Here is a 16,807-nt window from a genome sequence, read left to right on the forward strand (position 1 = left end):
AAAAAGAGTACCATGGTGATAGTACAAAATTGTCTAAGGACTGAACGAACAATGAAAAAAACTCTACTCGCTGCGCTGATCGGGTTTTCAAGCGCACTGACTGCAACAGCTAGTTATGCTGAAGACTTACTACAAGTTTACGAGATTGCTACAGCAAACGATCCTACCGTACTTAAAGCAAAAGCCCAAGCAGATGCGCAAGCTTATGAAAGTGATCGCGCGTTAAGTGCACTATTACCACAAATTGGCTTAAGCCTTGGTTATGAAACAACCAAGTCTGATCTTTATGAGGGTAATGATACTACAGGTTATGCTGGTTATGATTACGATCCTGATGTTTTCAGCCGTGGTATTAGCCTAAACCAAACACTATTTGATTTAGGCGCTTGGAACTCGCTAGGTATTGCTGATAAGCAAGCATTACAAGCAGACGCTCAGTATGATTTTGCACGCCAAGATCTAATCGTTCGTGTAGCTGAGGGTTACTTCAACGTACTAAGTGCAATCGATAACCTTGAGTTTGTTCAAGCAGAAAAGCGTGCCATCGAGCGCCAATTGCAACAAACTAAAGAGCGTTATGCGGTAGGTTTAACAGCAATCACTGACGTACACGAAGCACAAGCTCAATATGATAACTCTGTTGCACAAGAAATTGTTGCTAAGAACAGTGTTGAAACAGCGCGCGAGCAACTTCGCGAAATTACTGGTAAATACCACGCAAAACTAGACATGTTGAATACAGATACATTTTCAACTGTTGCGCCAAATAAACAATCGTCTGAGTACATCAAAATTGCTGAAGACAACAACTTAAATCTGCAAGTTTCTAAAGTAACGGTTGATATTGCAAAAGATCAAATTGATTTAGCAAAAGCGGGTCACTATCCGAAGCTAACATTAAGTGCTTCTTACGGTGACAGCCTAACCGATCTAAATAGCAACTCACATCAACCTCGTGAAGATAGCGCTAAAATTGGCGTTAACTTTAGCCTACCGATTTACTCAGGTGGTGCTACAACTGCAGCAACAGATCAAGCTCGCGCTTTTTATGTTGCCGCAAGTGAAGATTTAGAAGCAAGTTTACGTGCAGTAACTCGCTCGGTTATTACATCATATAACCAAGTAGTGTCTGACATTGCCACGTATAAAGCCTTACAACAAGCTGTTGTTTCTGCAGAAAGTGCACTTAAAGCAACTGAAGCAGGCTTTGAAGTTGGTACACGTACTATCGTTGACGTATTGATCAGCACGCAAAACTTATATAACGCAAAAAGTAACTTAGCAAATGTTCGTTACCGCTATGTTGTTTCAACACTTCGCTTGAAACAAGCTGCTGGTACACTAACTAGTGAAGACCTTATTGCTATTAACCAAGGTTTAAAAGAAATCTAAGTATTTCTTCGAAACTTATACCAACAAAGCCAGCCTAGCGCTGGCTTTTTGTATTTTTAAACACTTACAGTTAAACTAGCTTTTTTATTTTTAGAGATTTTTTTGTGGTTAGTTCATCACCGTTTAAAGCGTCTTTTTTGGGCCCTCGCTACTGGTTAACTTGGGTTGGCATTTTCTTTTTATATCTTATCTCTTGGTTGCCACATAAATTGCAACTAGCGCTTGGAAAACTGCTCGGCCGCCTAGTACACCGTTTTATGAAACGTCGTCGCCATATTGCTGAGGTGAATATTCGTTTGTGCTTTCCTGAAATGCCAGAGCATGAACAACGCGAACTAGTTCGTAAAAATATGGAAAATACCGGTATTGCGATGATGGAAACCGGCATGGCTTGGTGGTGGCCCGAGTGGCGAGTTAAAAAAGTGTATGGCTCGATAAAAGGGTTAGAATATTTTCAGCAAATTCAGCAATCAGGCAAAGGCGTTTTGCTTCTTGTTCCACACATTTTACACCTTGAAATGGCAAGTCGGGTAATGGGCTTAAAGCACCAAGGTATTGGTTTTTATCGCCCACATAATAATCCTCTAATGGAGTATTTTACTACCAATGGTCGCTTACGCTCTAATGAATATCTAATCGGTAAAAAAGATGTCAAAGGCCTACTGCAAGCCCTCAAAAACAAGAAGGTTTGTTACTACCTGCCAGATCAAGACTATGGCCGTAATCGTTGCGAGTTTGCACCGTTTTATGCGGTAAAAGATACAGCAACAACTACAGGTGCACTGCTGTTTGCCAATAGTAAGAACTGCGAAACCGTAAGTTTAACGAGTCGTCGTGATGAGAATGGATGCTATCATCTAGAAGTGCTTCCTATTTTAGAAAATTTCCCTAGTGGCGATAACCTTGCTGATGTAACACGCGTTAACCAGCGTATGGAACAAGCAATAAACGTGGCTCCTGAGCAGTACATGTGGCTACATCGCCGCTTTAAAACTCGTCCAGATAAGAATGCACCTTCTTATTACAAGTAGAGTGACATTTTGCTGTATGTATGGTTTTATTAAGCTAATTAACAACAAGAGTATTAGAAATGTGGTTTTGGGTTAAGCATTTATCATTAGCTGTCATTTTGATTGCTGCTGCTATTTATTTTTTATTTGGCAGCGGTCCCGTATTAGATATCAAAAATACTCAAAATGCAGCGGCCCAAGGTCTATCACGCTTTTATTCAGCCCTTCGAAATCAGGTCAATGACAAAGATAACGAGCGAGATAAATATGTTCTTAAATTACCGACACCTGAAACTAGTCTAGATGTCGCACTATTTGAGCGTGAAAAAGTCGTTGAGCCTTCATCGCCAAACTGGACCGGAGATATACAACCTCGTCGCTTTGAAAATGGCACGACTTTAAAAGATGTATTATCTGATTATGCTAAAAATGAAGATATTGTGTTGTACTGGTACCTTAGTAAAGACTACGTAGTAAAAGATCACTTTCGAGTTGATAGCAACTTCGTTTCTGCATTGTATCAAGTAGGTCGAGCAATCAACGATGATTTCGAAAATGAGGTTTACACTTATTTTTGTTTTAAGCAAAGAGCGGCTGTGATCACTGAGCTGCCCTCTGCTTATGTACGTGAAAATTGCCGCCGTTTAAAAAGCTAAAACACCTGTAACCACGCCTGACTAACTAAGTCGATATGCTGAGTTAACTCAGCACGTGGCGCACAACGCCCCTGCTGATTCAAACTCATTACATGATAACGTGAACGATAGGCTATATACGCAGCCACTAACTCTTGCTGCATTTGCTCACTAATACAGCCTAAACGCGCCGCATCGGCTAGTATACGCACATTATCAGACCAGCTCGTTAGCTCTGGATGTTGCTTAGCATTATTTAGCACCAGATACTGAGTAATAAATTCAATATCTGTAATACCGCCCCTATCTTGCTTCAAATCAAACAGCTCATCGTTACCCTTAGCAAGGTGAGCGCGCATTTTTTCGCGCATCTCAACAACATCCGTTTTTAATTTTTCGTTATCACGGGTTTGGCATAACACATCTATACGAATTCGCGCGAAACGATCTTTTAATGATGCTTGACCGTAAATCATGCGTGAGCGAACGAGAGCTTGATGTTCCCAAGTCCATGCTTGAGTTTGCTGATAGTGGTAGTAACTTTCTAAATTAATAGCCAGTAAGCCTGACGCCCCTTCAGGACGTAAACGAGTATCAAGCTCGTACAAAATACCAGACGCCGTGCGAGTATTGAATAAATGCATTAAGCGCTGTGCAAGTTTTAAATAAAACTGACGCGAATCAATCGACTTATCACCATCGGTATAACTGCTGCCATCGTGGTTATGCACAAACACAAGGTCTAAGTCTGAATCGTAGCCAACTTCGAAACCACCTGTTTTACCGTAGGCGATTACCGCAAAGCCTTTTTCTTGCTCTGACGTATTAACGGGCTGACCAAAGCGTTCAACACACGCATGCCATGCAATATTGACCGCTTGCTCTACAATTGCCTCAGCAAGCGCTGTAAGGTGGTCGCTTACCTTCATCACGCTGAGTACACCTGTTGCATCAGCCGCTGCAATGCGTAGCTGATGCGTTTGCTTAAACTGACGAAGAGCTTCCATTTGCAGCTCTAGATCACCATGCTCAATGCGCAAGAAGTATTGTCTAATTTCATCTTTGTAAGCAGATAAAGGTGTCGGTTTATAAAGCACCTGAGGATCGATCAGCTCATCAAGTAAAATTGGGTAACGAGAGATATGTTCGCCAATCCATTTACTATGACAGCATAGTGCAACCAGTTGATTTAAGGCTCCAGGGTTTTCATACAACAGCTCTAGATAAGCGGTTCGTGAAATGATCTTATTCAATACTTGGCAGATCATCATAAAGGCGTCACTGCTCGCTTTTGCTATCGTTAATTGTTTAAGTAAAAGCGGCATTAATTTATCTAAAATGTCACGACCTCGACTACCAACCTTCGCCTTAGTTAAACGCGCCTTAAAATCTTCCAATGCTGCTTGCCAATCAAGGTTCGGCTCACACATCAGGCTAACATCCGTCATTTCCCATGCGCTGATGTACTCATTTTCACACGGGTCGCTGGTTTCACTTTCAAAACCAATCACCTGTTCGAATTCACCATGGACTTGAGACATGATCTGCTCGATACTAGACAAACACTGATTAAAATCGTCTTTATTGAGCAAATAACATAAACGTTGTTGGTTTAATTCGTCATCAGGTAGAGTTTGCGTTTGCTTATCAGCAAATATCTGTAAGTACTGCTCAATTTGACGTAAGTCTAAATAGTTTTGTGTAAGTAAATCAGCCTCTTTGTTGGACATAACCTGATTGTTAACCAGTTCTTTTATAGCAACTAATAATGACTGAGTTTGCAGGTTAGCTTCGCGACCACCTCGCACCATCTGCAGCGCTTGTACCACAAATTCCACTTCTCGAATGCCCCCTGCGCCTAATTTAATATTGTTTGTAAGGCGTTTTCGGCGTACTTCTTGAGCTATCATTTGCTTCATTTTACGCAGCGATTCAATCACCGAGAAATCAATATAGCGGCGATAAACAAATGGCCGTAGCAATTCATAAAACTCATTCCAATAACGGTTTTCTGTGCCGATTAATCGCCCTTTTAGCATGGCGTAGCGTTCCCATTCACGTCCTTGCTCTTGATAATAATCTTCCATAGCATGAAAGCTCATCACCAAAGGCCCACTTTCACCAAATGGGCGCAGGCGCATATCAACCCGAAAGACTTGGCCATTTACCGTAGTTTGATTAAGCGCCATAATCAGCTTTTGCGCCACTTTGGTATAAAACACCTGCGCTTCAATAGAGCGACGCCCACCTTGCGTTGCAACATCACGAGGGTAAGAAAAAATTAAATCAATGTCAGAGGAGTAATTAAGCTCTCCTCCGCCTAGTTTACCCATGCCTAAAACTAACATGTGCATTGCATTACCGTCATCATCAAGCGGCATACCACTCACTTTAGCTACTTGCGCAAACGCCCACTGATTGGCACTATCGATAAGCTGATTTGCAAGCGCAGAGATATAAGCGATGCTATCAGCGATTGGGTTTGCACAGCACAAGTCAAGAAAAGCCACTTTCAACCAGTACTTTTCTCGATACAAACGCAGTTTTGCCATTGCAGCATTGTCGTCAAGCTCATTGATTTCTGTACTACTTAACGGAGCTTCAACTGCACGATTAGCAAGCTCCTTATCATCAAGTAACCAGTCTTTTAAGTTTGGCTGAGATTGTAGACAGTTCCACGCAAAGTCGCTTAAGGACAACAAGTTAATAATTTTCTGTTGTTCAGTTTGCCCCTCATACAAGCTAGCGAAGCGGGTTTGGCCTAACTGATGAAGTGACTCTGGAAGCGCGTGTAAATTACTCATTAAATACTCTCTTTTAACTTGCCAATAACCGTACTAGAATGATTATCAAAGAATTATTTAGCAGGGACCTGCATGTCATATTTATCACTATCTAACACTAGTTTAGTCGCGATTGCTATTAGTTTCGCTGTAATCTGCGCCACTATAGTACTGCTACGTATTCTAACGCAAATCAAAGCAAAACAAGCGCTTAAAGAAGAGCTTGCGCAACATGATAACTTTGCCATGGGAATAAGCTTTGCCAGCGAAATCATGGTCGTTATAGCGACTATCGCTTATATATTTGATGAGATTAGCTTAAGTGCGGCCCAATCTAATCCGCTAAAAGTACTTTTACTCATTGTGCTGTTGTTTGCTTTTATAAAAATAGGCCATTTAATTCATCGTAAATGGATTTTGCATCGCTTTAATGAAGAAGCCGCTATTCTAAAGCAAAATGTCTGCGCCGCCTTGGTCGATTCAGGCATGCTAATCGCAAACTGTATTATTGCTCTTGGTCTTTATAACTGGTGCCATACCCAAGGCTATAGCAGCTTATTGATCGCCACAGTGAGCTTTTTTGTGCTGCAAGGTATGTTTTCTCTTGATAGTAAAATCCGTGAGTATCGTTTTGCAAAAGCTAACCAAGGCGCATCGCTACAAAGTAATTTTAATCTAGAAAATACATCCATCGGTATTCGCTACGCGGGTAAGTCTATTGGCCTTGCTCTTGCCGGTTATGCTGGTCTTGCCAGTGCATCATTTATTAGTGGTAAGATGGTAGAAAACTTATTCACTTTGGTATCTCATTGCGGTGCTATGTGGGTATTACTTTATATTTTGAGCTACATTATTAAGTATATTTCTTTACCGAATATAGATACTTCTCTTGAAGTTGATCATCAAGATAATATTGGTATTGCGTGTATTGAGTTTGCCGTTTTTGGCGCAATAGGCTATTTACTTATTAGTATGTTTTCAATTTGATACGGAAGTTTTAGTACCGTGAGACTCTATGCCCTTTAAAGTTAATGATTATTTACTAGTTGATATAGACAATGAGTTTAGCCGAGCCTTTACTGAGCATTATTTTGCGAGCGTTGAAGGCTCAACGCTTGTTGTGGCAGGCGCAAATAGCCGCCACATGGTCAAACTTATGTTTGATGAATTAATAAAAGATTACTGTTATTGCGACTTCAGTAATGAAATAAGTGTCTCTGAACTGGCCAGCTACCTGCATGAACACCACAACATTAAAGGTGTTTTAATTAATTTAACCGATTACCAATTAGCGGATGATGCACAAAAATTTATATACAATTCCCTACATAAAATACGTTATTTAGTAAAACAAGAAGAACAAGGTTTTAGCTTTGCGCCCTGCCCCGACAGCGCCCATGTTAATCACCTTTCCTGTCAAACAACTATCGCTGAAACGACGACAGATCTTTTACCATTAGCTGAAGAGTTAAATAGAAAATAAATAATTGCACCTAAGCCGCTGTATACTTACCATATTGCTAAATTTATTGATAAGTGACAGTCATGCGAGTTCCACACATTTACCAACCTTCAGCGATTTCTTTAAACACCCCAGTAGCACTAGATGATGATGCCGCAGGTCATGTTGGCCGCGTATTGCGCATGCAAGTCGGTGATAAGGTCTCGATTTTTAATGGTGAAGGAGGTGAATACCTCAGTGAAATTATTGAAGTGAGCAAAAAAAACGTGGTTGTTGAGCCACAGGAATTTGTTGATCATGATGTTGAGTCGCCTTTAAAGATTCACTTAGGCCAAGGTATTTCTCGTGGTGATAAAATGGATTTCACTATTCAAAAATCAGTCGAGCTTGGTATTACAGAAATCACCCCTATTTTTAGTCAACGTTGCGGCGTAAAACTAAGTGGCGATCGCCTTGCTAAAAAACATCAACAATGGCAAAAAATTGCAATTGCCGCTGCTGAACAGTCTGGCCGCAACTTTGTGCCTGTTGTGCACCCTCCTATCGACATAAAAGACTGGCTAGAACAAGCAAGTGATGCGATTAAACTTACTTTGCACCCGCGTGCTGAGCACAGTATTAAAACGATTCAAATCCCCAGTGAAGGGGTACGCTTTTTAGTCGGTCCTGAAGGTGGATTTACCGATGAAGAAATTAACATTGCTAAACAGCAAGACTTTGTTGATATCCGCTTAGGGCCACGTGTTCTGCGAACAGAAACAGCCGCTCTGACGGTATTGAGCGCATTACAATTGCAGTTTGGCGATTTAGCGAATTGAAAACAGTAAAAATACCCATATATCAAAGTAACAAAACACAGTATGGCATACGATTCTAAGGCAAAAATATGGCAATTAAGCTAGGCATAATCTCTGATCCAATTAGTGGCTTTAATATTAAAAAAGACACTGGCTTTGCAATGATGATGGAAGCACAAAAGCGCGGTTACGAAATTTACTACATGGAAATGGATGACCTTTCTCTACGTCAAGGTCAAGGCTATGCAACAGCTGCCAAAGCCCGTGTATTTGATGATGTTAATCACTGGTATGAATTAGAAGAAAAAGCCACCATTGCTTTAGCTGATTTAGACGTTATTTTAATGCGTAAAGATCCGCCTTTTGATACTGAGTACATCTACGCTACCTATATTTTAGAGCGTGCTGAGCAAGCTGGTACGCTGGTTATCAATAAGCCGCAAAGCTTACGCGATGCCAATGAAAAGCTATTCACGGCTTGGTTTAGCGAACATACGCCAGATACTTTAGTAACACGTAGCCAAGCAGACATTCGTGCATTTTTAGCTGAGCATAAAGATATTATTTTAAAACCCCTTGATGGTATGGGTGGTGCTTCTATCTTTAGAGTTAAAGAAGATGATGCCAATATTGGTGTGATCTGCGAAACATTAACCGAGCATGGTAGTCGTTTTGCAATGGCACAAAATTATATCCCTGAAATCAAGCAAGGCGATAAACGCGTTCTTGTGGTTGATGGTGAAGTAATGCCGTACTGCCTAGCGCGTATCCCGCAAAATGGCGAAACGCGCGGTAACTTGGCAGCAGGTGGTAGAGGTGAAGCACGTCCAATTAGTGATTCAGACCGTAAAATTGCAGAGGCTGTTGCACCTACACTGAAAGAAAAAGGCCTTATTTTTGTTGGTCTAGATATCATTGGCGATCGTTTAACTGAAATCAATGTCACTGCGCCAACGTGTGTAAAAGAGATTGAAGCTGCTTATGACATTTCAATCACTGGTCACTTATTTGATGCCATTGAAAGAAAACTAAGCCATACTTAATTTAAACAACAAAAGGGGCGACCTATGCAGTCATTAGAGAACCATTTCTTAATCGCAATGCCAAGCATGCAAGACCCTTTTTTTAAGCGTGCTGTTACGTATATTTGTGAGCACAACCAAGATGGTGCGATGGGCTTGGTAATTAACCAGCCTATCAATATCACCGTGGGCGAGCTTCTCGATAAAATCGAAATTGATAACGATAAAAGTAAACAAGCAGCAGGCTTAGCTGTATATGCTGGCGGGCCTGTAAAAACCGATCGCGGTTTTGTTTTGCACTCACCAAAGCCTGGTTATGCAGCGAGTCAAAAGCTCAGCAGTGATATTATGATCACCACTTCAAAGGATGTGTTAGCAAGCCTAACAACGAGTGAAGCACCAGAACAATTTATTATCACATTGGGTTATGCTGGTTGGGATCAAGGACAGTTAGAGCAAGAACTGCTGGAGAATTCATGGTTAATTATCAAAGCAGACCCTGAGATCATCTTTAATACACCTGTTGAAAAACGTTGGGAAAAAGCGGTTTCGATGCTGGGTTTTGATGTCGGTCAATTAAGCTCTGAAGCAGGCCATGCTTAACATTTATAATTTTTAAGACTATGACAAAACGAACGTTTAAGGCACTCGGTGAACGCACCGTAATGGGTTTTGACTTTGGCACCAAAAGTATTGGTATTGCCATTGGTCAAGAACTCACAGGAACAGCATCAAGTTTACAAGCTGTAAAAGCGAAAGATGGTATTCCAGATTGGCAACTAATTAAAAAACAAGTGGACGAGTGGCAACCCGATTTAATGGTGGTTGGTTTACCGCTTAATATGGATGGCACCAATCAAGAAGTTACTTTTAAAGCTAAGAAGTTCGCTAACCGCTTACACAACCACTTTGCTATACCGGTTGAAACGCAAGACGAACGACTAACCACCGCAGACGCAAAAGCGCGTTTATTCGAACAAGGTGGCTACCGAAACCTCGGCAAAGGTAATGTTGATAACATGTCTGCTGTGATTATTTTAGAAAGCTTTTTTGAGCAGTTTTATGGTGAGTAGGCGCCTTCAACGTATTTAAAGAGTGCCAGCACAGACAGTGCTGGCATGTAATTCCCTTTTGTTTTAACTAAGATTTACCTTTTTCGTCCAGGCCATCAATAGTCACACCCTGTAAGAAACCAGCCCCTTTTTGTTCATTGTTTTGTAGCTTAATCATTAGGCGTAAGTCATTTGGCGAGTCAGCATGGTGCAGCGCATCAGCATAGTTAATGCGGCGCTGTTTATAAAGCTCAAATAATGCTTGGTCAAAGGTCTGCATGCCCATTTCTTTCGATTTAGCCATAGTCTCTTTAATAGAACCGATATCGCCTTTTTTAATAAGCTCTGCCACCATGGGTGAGTTAAGCAAAATTTCGATAGCAGCGACACGCCCTTCCCCATCGGCAGTTGGCACCAACTGCTGAGCAACAATGGCGCGAAGGTTTAGTGCAAGGTCGTACTTTAACTTATCGTGCTTTTCTTTAGGCACCAAATGCATGATACGGTCAATGGCTTGGTTGGCATTGTTCGCATGCAGTGTTGCGACACATAAGTGACCAGTTTCGGCAAAGCTGAGTGCATATTCCATGGTTTCTTGTGAGCGGATCTCACCAATTAAGATCACATCAGGTGCTTGACGCAACGAGCTTTTCAGCGCTGATTCAAAGCTTTCTGTATCAAGACCAACTTCACGTTGAGTGATAATGCTTTTACGGTGCTCATGCACAAATTCGATAGGATCTTCAATAGTAAGAATATGACCACGTTGATTGCGGTTACGATAACCTAGAAGCGCAGCAAGCGAGGTTGACTTACCCGTACCAGTACCACCTACAAATAGCACTAAGCCACGTTTTGCCATAATCACGTCGGTTAACGTTGATGGCAAACCAAGTTCATTCACATCAGGAATTTGTGTTACGATACGGCGAATAACCATTCCAGCCCTGTCTCGTTGCCAAAAAGCAGAAACACGGAAACGACCTTCATCAGTAGCAATCGCAAAGTTACACTCTTTACTGTCATGAAATTCTTTGCGCTGTTTGTCGTTCATTGCTGACTCGACCAAAGCGAGTGAATCCTCATCTGAGAGTTTTTCATCGCTTAAAGGTATTAATTCACCGTTTACTTTTGCACTGACTGGCAGTTGGCTAGAAACAAACAAGTCAGAGCCTTTTTTGTCGATCATGACTTGCAAAAAATGATTTAAAGGTAAAGACATTTTATATAGCTCCGTTAGCCACCAAACTGGGTTTTATCTTGCGCTTTAGCTCGCGCATCAACATTAGTAATAATGCCGTAGTTAACCAAATTACCTAAACATTGGTCCATGGTCTGCATGCCATGCGATGCACCAGTTTGAATTGATGAGTACATTTGCGCAATTTTATCTTCACGGATCAGATTTCGGATTGCAGGAATACCGATCATGATTTCATGGGCTGCTACTCGGCCGCCGCCTACCTTTTTAAGTAAAGTTTGCGAGATTACGGCACGCAATGATTCTGACAACATTGAACGCACCATGTCTTTTTCTTCACCTGGGAACACGTCAATAATACGGTCAATGGTTTTTGGTGCAGAGGTAGTATGCAAGGTTCCAAACACTAAGTGCCCCGTTTCTGCCGCAGTCATTGCTAAGCGGATTGTTTCAAGGTCACGAAGCTCACCCACTAAGATTACATCCGGATCTTCACGTAGTGCACTTCTAAGTGCATTAGAGAAGCTATGCGTATCACGGTGAACTTCGCGTTGGTTAATAAGGCTTAGCTTATTTTCATGTACGAATTCGATAGGATCTTCGATAGTTAAAATATGATGATGTTTTGTTTGGTTAATGTAATCGACCATCGCCGCCAAAGTCGTTGATTTACCCGAACCCGTTGGCCCAGTGACTAGCACCAAACCACGAGGGTTATCGGCAATGGTTTTAAAAATATCAGGCGCACCTAAATCATCCAACGTTAAAACATCACTTGGGATAGTACGAAACACCGCCGCAGGACCACGGTTTGAATTAAATGCGTTAACACGAAAACGCGCAAGGTTTGGCACTTCGAAAGAAAAATCCACTTCGAGATTTTGTTCATAGTCCTTACGCTGATTATCGTTCATAATATCGTATACCAGACTATTTACATCTTTTTGTTCTAATGCTGGAATATTAATACGACGCACATCACCATCGACACGTATCATAGGTGATACGCCTGATGACAAGTGTAAATCCGAGGCTTTGTGTTGCACACTAAAGGCCAATAATTCGGTAATATCCATTTATGACTCCACAACCAACTGATAATTATATGGTTACAATAGCAGAACGACTTACATCCGCCTACGCAAGAATTGCTCAAGCTGCAAAAAATAATCACCGCGATGAGCAATCAATCAACCTATTGGCTGTTTCAAAAACAAAACCTGCCGACGATATTATTGCTGCCTATAAGCATGGACAACGCCAGTTTGGCGAATCATACGTTCAAGAAGCGGTAACAAAAATCACAGCATTGGCTGATTATAAAGACATTATTTGGCACTTTATCGGCCCTATTCAATCAAATAAAAGTGCCCAAGTAGCCACGCATTTTGATTGGGTACAAAGTGTTGACCGCACTAAAATTGCAAAACGTCTTAATGAGCAACGACCAGCCGACAAAGCCCCACTCAATGTATTAATTCAAGTTAATATTAGTTTAGAAGAGGCTAAGTCAGGCTGCCACCCAGACGAGCTAATGGCACTGGCCGAATTTATCAGTCAATGCCCTAATTTATGCCTGCGCGGTGTGATGGCGATTCCTGCCAAAACCGACGATGCCCAGCTACAATTACAATATTTTGAGCAATTAAGCGCTTGCTTTGATAAACTAAAGGCCCAATATCCCCAAGTAGACACCTTGTCGATGGGTATGAGTAACGATGTTGAAGCGGCGATTGCAGCGGGTTCAACCATGGTACGCATTGGCACGGATATATTTGGCCAACGAAATTAAAAGGTGATAACAGACATATGTCAGACAAAAAAATCGCATTTATAGGCACGGGTAACATGAGCTACGCCATCATTGGCGGCATGGTAAAGAACGGTTTTGCAGCAAAAAACATCATTGCAACCAATCGCAACCAAGAAAAATTAGCTAAGGTTGCTGCTGATTTCGGGGTGCAGACTACCGCGGATAACAACGCGGCACTTCGCGATGCTGATGTGATTGTCTTATCTGTTAAACCACAAATGATGGGCGATCTTTGCCAATCATTCCAAGATTCAGGCGTTGATTTTAGCGACAAGCTATTTATTTCAGTAGCAGCAGGTCTTACCGTAAACCGTTTACGTGAAATGCTAGGTCAAGATGTGAAAATGGTGCGTTGTATGCCAAATACACCATCATTACTAGGCCGTGGTGTTTCTGGCCTTTATGGCGCTGGCGAAACCACTGAAGAGCACCAGTTTGTACAACAAGTTTTTGAGTGTACAGGCATTGTTGTGTGGGTTGAGCAAGAGTCACAAATCAACGACATCATTGCTGTTACAGGCTCATCACCTGCTTACTTCTTCTTATTTATGGAAGCTATTGAAGAAAAAGCGAAAGCACTTGGCTTTAGTGATGAAGATGCGCGCCGTTTAGTGCAACAAACCGCACTGGGTGCAGCCGAAATGGCACTGTCGCAACCAGACATCAGTATTTCTCAGCTACGTGCAAACGTAACCTCTAAAGGTGGTACGACTCACGAAGCTGTTGAGCATCTTAAATCACAAGGTTTAGTCGGTACTGTTGCAGATGCAATGGATGCCTGTATCGCTCGCGCTGAAGCGATGGAAAAAGAACTTTAAGCTTACTTTTTGAAGGTAAAACTATGCAAGCCATGCACTTTTTAGTTGGGATTATTTTTGATCTCTTTTTAATGGTGGTCCTTTTACGCTTTTGGTTACAAGCGGCAAAAGCTGACTTTTACAATCCTATGAGCCAGTTTGTGGTGAAAGCCACTTCGTTCGCAGTGAACCCACTTCGTAAAATCATCCCAGGAGTGGGTGGCTTTGATATTGCCTCGTTAGTGCTTGCTTATTTAGTTGCTGTAGCAAAACTCAGTGTTATTTTTCTGATGTTTTATAATGCTTGGGCGCCAGGTCCGGTATTTATTCAAGCGTTAATTACGGTCGTTAAAGAAGGTTTAAACTTACTATTTTGGGTATTAATTATTCGTGCTTTACTTAGCTGGGTAAGCCAAGGCTACAACCCTATTGAGGCTGTATTCCACCAGCTAACTGAGCCAATGTTGCGCCCTATTCGTAAGATTATCCCACCACTAGGTGGTCTAGACCTATCAATCTTAGTGTTGATTATTGGTCTACAGTTTTTACAGTTTTTAGTAATGGATTTAATTGGCTAAGCGTTTAACGTGAAGCAGTAAGGGGCCGAAAGGCCTCTTTTGTTAAGTGAGATATACCATGAAGCAATTTATTTATTTTTCTTTGATTGTATTGAGTTTATTTACAACCTTTGCCAAAGCTGATGAACAAGCAGGCGCCCAGTACAAGGTTCTTGGCCCTTGGGAAGTTCATTACATTGCATTTCCATCGACTTTTATTCAGCCAAACATTGCTAAAAACTATGATTTAGAGCGTAGCCCTAGCAAAGGGATTATTAATATTTCGGTATTAAAAAACAGCGATAAAACAGCGCAGACAGCAACTTTAACTGGCACTGCACGTAACCTACTTGGTAATAAAAAGCAGCTTACATTTAAAGAAGTTGTTGAAGGCGATGCGATTTATTACCTCGCGCAAATCGATTACAGCAACGAAGAAATTTACCGTTTTGATATCGAAATTAATCAAAACGGCAAACTACAAACGCTGAAATTTCAGCAAAAATTTTACGTAGATTAATAGACCTATGAACAACACCTTGGTTTTAGCCACGGGTAACCCTGGCAAAGTAAAAGAGCTGGCAAGCATGCTCAGCCCACTTAATATTAACGTGGTTCCACAAAGCGACTTTCAAGTGCCAGACGTGCCAGAAACAGGCACCACATTTGTTGAAAACGCCATTATTAAAGCGCGCCATGCAGCAAAGATCACAGGCATGCCTGCGATTGCTGATGACTCAGGCCTTGAAGTAGACGGCCTAAATGGTGCACCAGGTGTGTACTCTGCACGCTTTGCCGGAGCGGGTGCTAGCGATCAAGATAATATCGACAAGTTACTAAAAGAGCTTGCTGATAACCCTGTTCGTAGTGCGCGTTTTTGGTGTGTGTTAGTATTAATGCGCCACGCCGACGACCCAACACCGCTTATTTGTAGTGCCAGTTGGGAAGGCGAAATCACCCATAGCCAAGATGGTCAGGGTGGGTTTGGTTATGATCCTGTTTTTTACGTACCATCTGAGCAATGCACTAGCGCTCAGTTAACTAAAGAGCAAAAAAATGCCCTTAGCCATCGCGGCCAGGCTTTAAAACAACTACTTGCGCAATTGCAGCAAAAAGGCGGCCTGTGAGTTTACCGCCTTTAAGTTTATATGTGCACGTGCCTTGGTGCGTGCAAAAGTGCCCATACTGTGACTTTAATAGCCATGGTCAAAGAGGCACAATCCCCGAAAAAGAATACGTTCAGCATCTTATTGATGATCTCAAGGCCGATTTGCACTTAGTGCAAGGGCGTAAAATCCACAGCATTTTTATTGGCGGCGGCACGCCAAGCTTATTAACCGGTGACGCATATACTCGCCTACTTGGTGAAGTCGACAGATTAATTGGCCTAACTGATGACTGTGAAATTACCCTAGAGGCAAACCCAGGTACCGTCGAAACAGGTCGCTTTAAAGAATATGTTGCCGCTGGCATCAATCGTATTTCGATTGGTGTGCAAAGTATGCAAAACGACAAGCTAAAAGCCCTTGGTCGTATTCATGGTGCTGATGAAGCAAGTTATGCGGCTAAACAAGCACACCAAGCGGGGCTAAACAGTTTTAATCTTGATTTAATGCATGGCTTGCCAGGGCAATCTGTTGAAGATGCCTTGAGCGACCTTGAAAAAATTATTGCCCTTAATCCTCCTCATATCTCTTGGTATCAACTAACCATTGAGCCAAATACGCAGTTTGCTTCTAAGCCACCGACCTTACCTCATGACGACACCCTTTGGGATATTCAAGAACAAGGTCAAGCGTTACTCACAGCAGCAGGTTATGAGCAATACGAGATCTCAGGCTACGCGAAGCCCGGTTACCAATGCCGTCATAACTTGAATTATTGGCGATTTGGCGATTATCTCGGTATCGGTTGCGGTGCCCATGGTAAAATTACTGATGAAAATAAAGTCATCACCCGTACGGTGAAAGTAAAACACCCACGAGGTTATATGGATCTTGCCAAACCGTATTTATATCAGCAATGGCAAGTAGCAGAAGACGACTTAGCTTTTGAATTCTTTATGAATCGTTTTCGTTTAGTCGAACCCTGCCCCAAAGCTGATTTACCTTTGCTTACAAGTTTGTCACTGCAAAGTCAGGAACAAGCCTTGACTGAGGCAATTGCAAAAGGCTTACTAATTGATGATAAAGATAACTGGCAGGTAAGCCAAAAAGGCCATCGCTTTTTAAATGACCTGCTAGAATTATTCGTTTAAGAATTATAATTAAATTTCTAACAACTACA

Annotated in this window: 18 protein-coding genes; 15 read left to right on the plus strand and 3 right to left on the minus strand. The window is 41.8% G+C overall.

The features are described from left to right. Window positions 1-51: 51 nt before the first annotated feature. From tolC to IRQ78_RS09545, 3 genes are all read left to right on the plus strand, one after another. Complete coding sequence (gene tolC, locus IRQ78_RS09535) at window positions 52-1,392, plus strand: outer membrane channel protein TolC (protein ID WP_054552653.1); 1,341 nt, start codon at window positions 52-54, stop codon at window positions 1,390-1,392. 104 nt (window positions 1,393-1,496) lie between these two features. Then, complete coding sequence (gene lpxL / locus IRQ78_RS09540) at window positions 1,497-2,423, plus strand: LpxL/LpxP family Kdo(2)-lipid IV(A) lauroyl/palmitoleoyl acyltransferase (RefSeq protein ID WP_054552654.1); 927 nt, start codon at window positions 1,497-1,499, stop codon at window positions 2,421-2,423. A gap of 59 nt (window positions 2,424-2,482) precedes the next feature. Then, window positions 2,483-3,058 carry a TcpQ domain-containing protein gene (locus IRQ78_RS09545; RefSeq protein ID WP_054552655.1) on the plus strand — a complete coding sequence of 192 codons (576 nt, stop codon included), beginning with the start codon at window positions 2,483-2,485 and terminating at the stop codon, window positions 3,056-3,058. On the opposite strand, the gene glnE is transcribed toward IRQ78_RS09545, so the two are convergent. Continuing rightward, complete coding sequence (gene glnE, locus IRQ78_RS09550) at window positions 3,055-5,841, minus strand: bifunctional [glutamate--ammonia ligase]-adenylyl-L-tyrosine phosphorylase/[glutamate--ammonia-ligase] adenylyltransferase (RefSeq protein WP_194441905.1); 2,787 nt, start codon at window positions 5,839-5,841, stop codon at window positions 3,055-3,057. The two genes, IRQ78_RS09545 and glnE, sit on opposite strands and share 4 nt — an antisense overlap. A 72-nt stretch (window positions 5,842-5,913) precedes the next feature. Between glnE and IRQ78_RS09555 the strand changes: the two genes are divergently transcribed. The 6 genes from IRQ78_RS09555 (at window position 5,914) to ruvX (ending at window position 10,174) form a co-directional block, all read left to right on the plus strand. Further along, complete coding sequence (locus IRQ78_RS09555) at window positions 5,914-6,807, plus strand: DUF350 domain-containing protein (protein ID WP_194441907.1); 894 nt, start codon at window positions 5,914-5,916, stop codon at window positions 6,805-6,807. Between the two features lie 28 nt (window positions 6,808-6,835). After that, window positions 6,836-7,303 carry a hypothetical protein gene (locus tag IRQ78_RS09560; protein WP_194441908.1) on the plus strand — a complete coding sequence of 156 codons (468 nt, stop codon included), beginning with the start codon at window positions 6,836-6,838 and terminating at the stop codon, window positions 7,301-7,303. A gap of 62 nt (window positions 7,304-7,365) precedes the next feature. Further along, window positions 7,366-8,100, plus strand: coding sequence for a 16S rRNA (uracil(1498)-N(3))-methyltransferase (rsmE, locus tag IRQ78_RS09565; RefSeq protein WP_194441911.1), 735 nt, complete (start codon window positions 7,366-7,368; stop codon window positions 8,098-8,100). A 68-nt stretch (window positions 8,101-8,168) separates the two neighbouring features. Then, a complete protein-coding gene (gshB, locus tag IRQ78_RS09570) occupies window positions 8,169-9,122 on the plus strand; it encodes a glutathione synthase (RefSeq protein WP_054552660.1) in 954 nt (317 codons plus the stop codon). 24 nt (window positions 9,123-9,146) lie between these two features. Continuing rightward, window positions 9,147-9,704 (plus strand): YqgE/AlgH family protein, encoded by a 558-nt coding sequence (locus IRQ78_RS09575; protein ID WP_054552661.1) that lies wholly within the window; start codon window positions 9,147-9,149, stop codon window positions 9,702-9,704. A gap of 20 nt (window positions 9,705-9,724) precedes the next feature. After that, window positions 9,725-10,174 carry a Holliday junction resolvase RuvX gene (gene ruvX, locus IRQ78_RS09580; protein WP_054552662.1) on the plus strand — a complete coding sequence of 150 codons (450 nt, stop codon included), beginning with the start codon at window positions 9,725-9,727 and terminating at the stop codon, window positions 10,172-10,174. Window positions 10,175-10,241: 67 nt separating this feature from the next. On the opposite strand, the gene IRQ78_RS09585 is transcribed toward ruvX, so the two are convergent. Continuing rightward, entirely contained in the window at window positions 10,242-11,375 is a 1,134-nt protein-coding gene (locus IRQ78_RS09585; protein ID WP_054552663.1) for a PilT/PilU family type 4a pilus ATPase, read from the minus strand. A 14-nt stretch (window positions 11,376-11,389) separates the two neighbouring features. Then, window positions 11,390-12,430 carry a type IV pilus twitching motility protein PilT gene (locus IRQ78_RS09590; RefSeq protein WP_054552664.1) on the minus strand — a complete coding sequence of 347 codons (1,041 nt, stop codon included), beginning with the start codon at window positions 12,428-12,430 and terminating at the stop codon, window positions 11,390-11,392. Between the two features lie 2 nt (window positions 12,431-12,432). Here IRQ78_RS09590 and IRQ78_RS09595 point away from each other — a divergent pair, with 2 nt between their 5' ends. Genes IRQ78_RS09595 through hemW form a run of 6 tightly spaced genes read left to right on the plus strand, consistent with a single transcriptional unit; the run spans window position 12,433 to window position 16,778 of the window. Beyond that, the gene (locus IRQ78_RS09595; protein ID WP_187490293.1) at window positions 12,433-13,146 is read left to right on the plus strand and encodes a YggS family pyridoxal phosphate-dependent enzyme; all 714 of its coding nucleotides are present in this window, start codon (window positions 12,433-12,435) and stop codon (window positions 13,144-13,146) included. Window positions 13,147-13,163: 17 nt separating this feature from the next. Then, the gene (gene proC / locus IRQ78_RS09600) at window positions 13,164-13,985 is read left to right on the plus strand and encodes a pyrroline-5-carboxylate reductase (protein ID WP_194441913.1); all 822 of its coding nucleotides are present in this window, start codon (window positions 13,164-13,166) and stop codon (window positions 13,983-13,985) included. A 23-nt stretch (window positions 13,986-14,008) separates the two neighbouring features. Beyond that, window positions 14,009-14,542: a YggT family protein gene (locus IRQ78_RS09605; protein WP_058586592.1), complete on the plus strand. Its 534-nt coding sequence runs from the start codon at window positions 14,009-14,011 to the stop codon at window positions 14,540-14,542. A gap of 58 nt (window positions 14,543-14,600) precedes the next feature. Beyond that, window positions 14,601-15,041 (plus strand): DUF4426 domain-containing protein, encoded by a 441-nt coding sequence (locus IRQ78_RS09610; RefSeq protein WP_054552668.1) that lies wholly within the window; start codon window positions 14,601-14,603, stop codon window positions 15,039-15,041. 7 nt (window positions 15,042-15,048) lie between these two features. Continuing rightward, window positions 15,049-15,648 (plus strand): XTP/dITP diphosphatase, encoded by a 600-nt coding sequence (locus tag IRQ78_RS09615; protein ID WP_058586594.1) that lies wholly within the window; start codon window positions 15,049-15,051, stop codon window positions 15,646-15,648. Then, complete coding sequence (gene hemW, locus IRQ78_RS09620; protein WP_194441915.1) at window positions 15,645-16,778, plus strand: radical SAM family heme chaperone HemW; 1,134 nt, start codon at window positions 15,645-15,647, stop codon at window positions 16,776-16,778. Before IRQ78_RS09615 ends, hemW begins: the two co-directional genes overlap by 4 nt. The last annotated feature ends 29 nt before the right edge of the window (window positions 16,779-16,807 follow it).

This window comes from Pseudoalteromonas simplex (assembly GCF_015278155.1).
In the GTDB taxonomy this organism is placed as follows: domain Bacteria; phylum Pseudomonadota; class Gammaproteobacteria; order Enterobacterales; family Alteromonadaceae; genus Pseudoalteromonas; species Pseudoalteromonas simplex.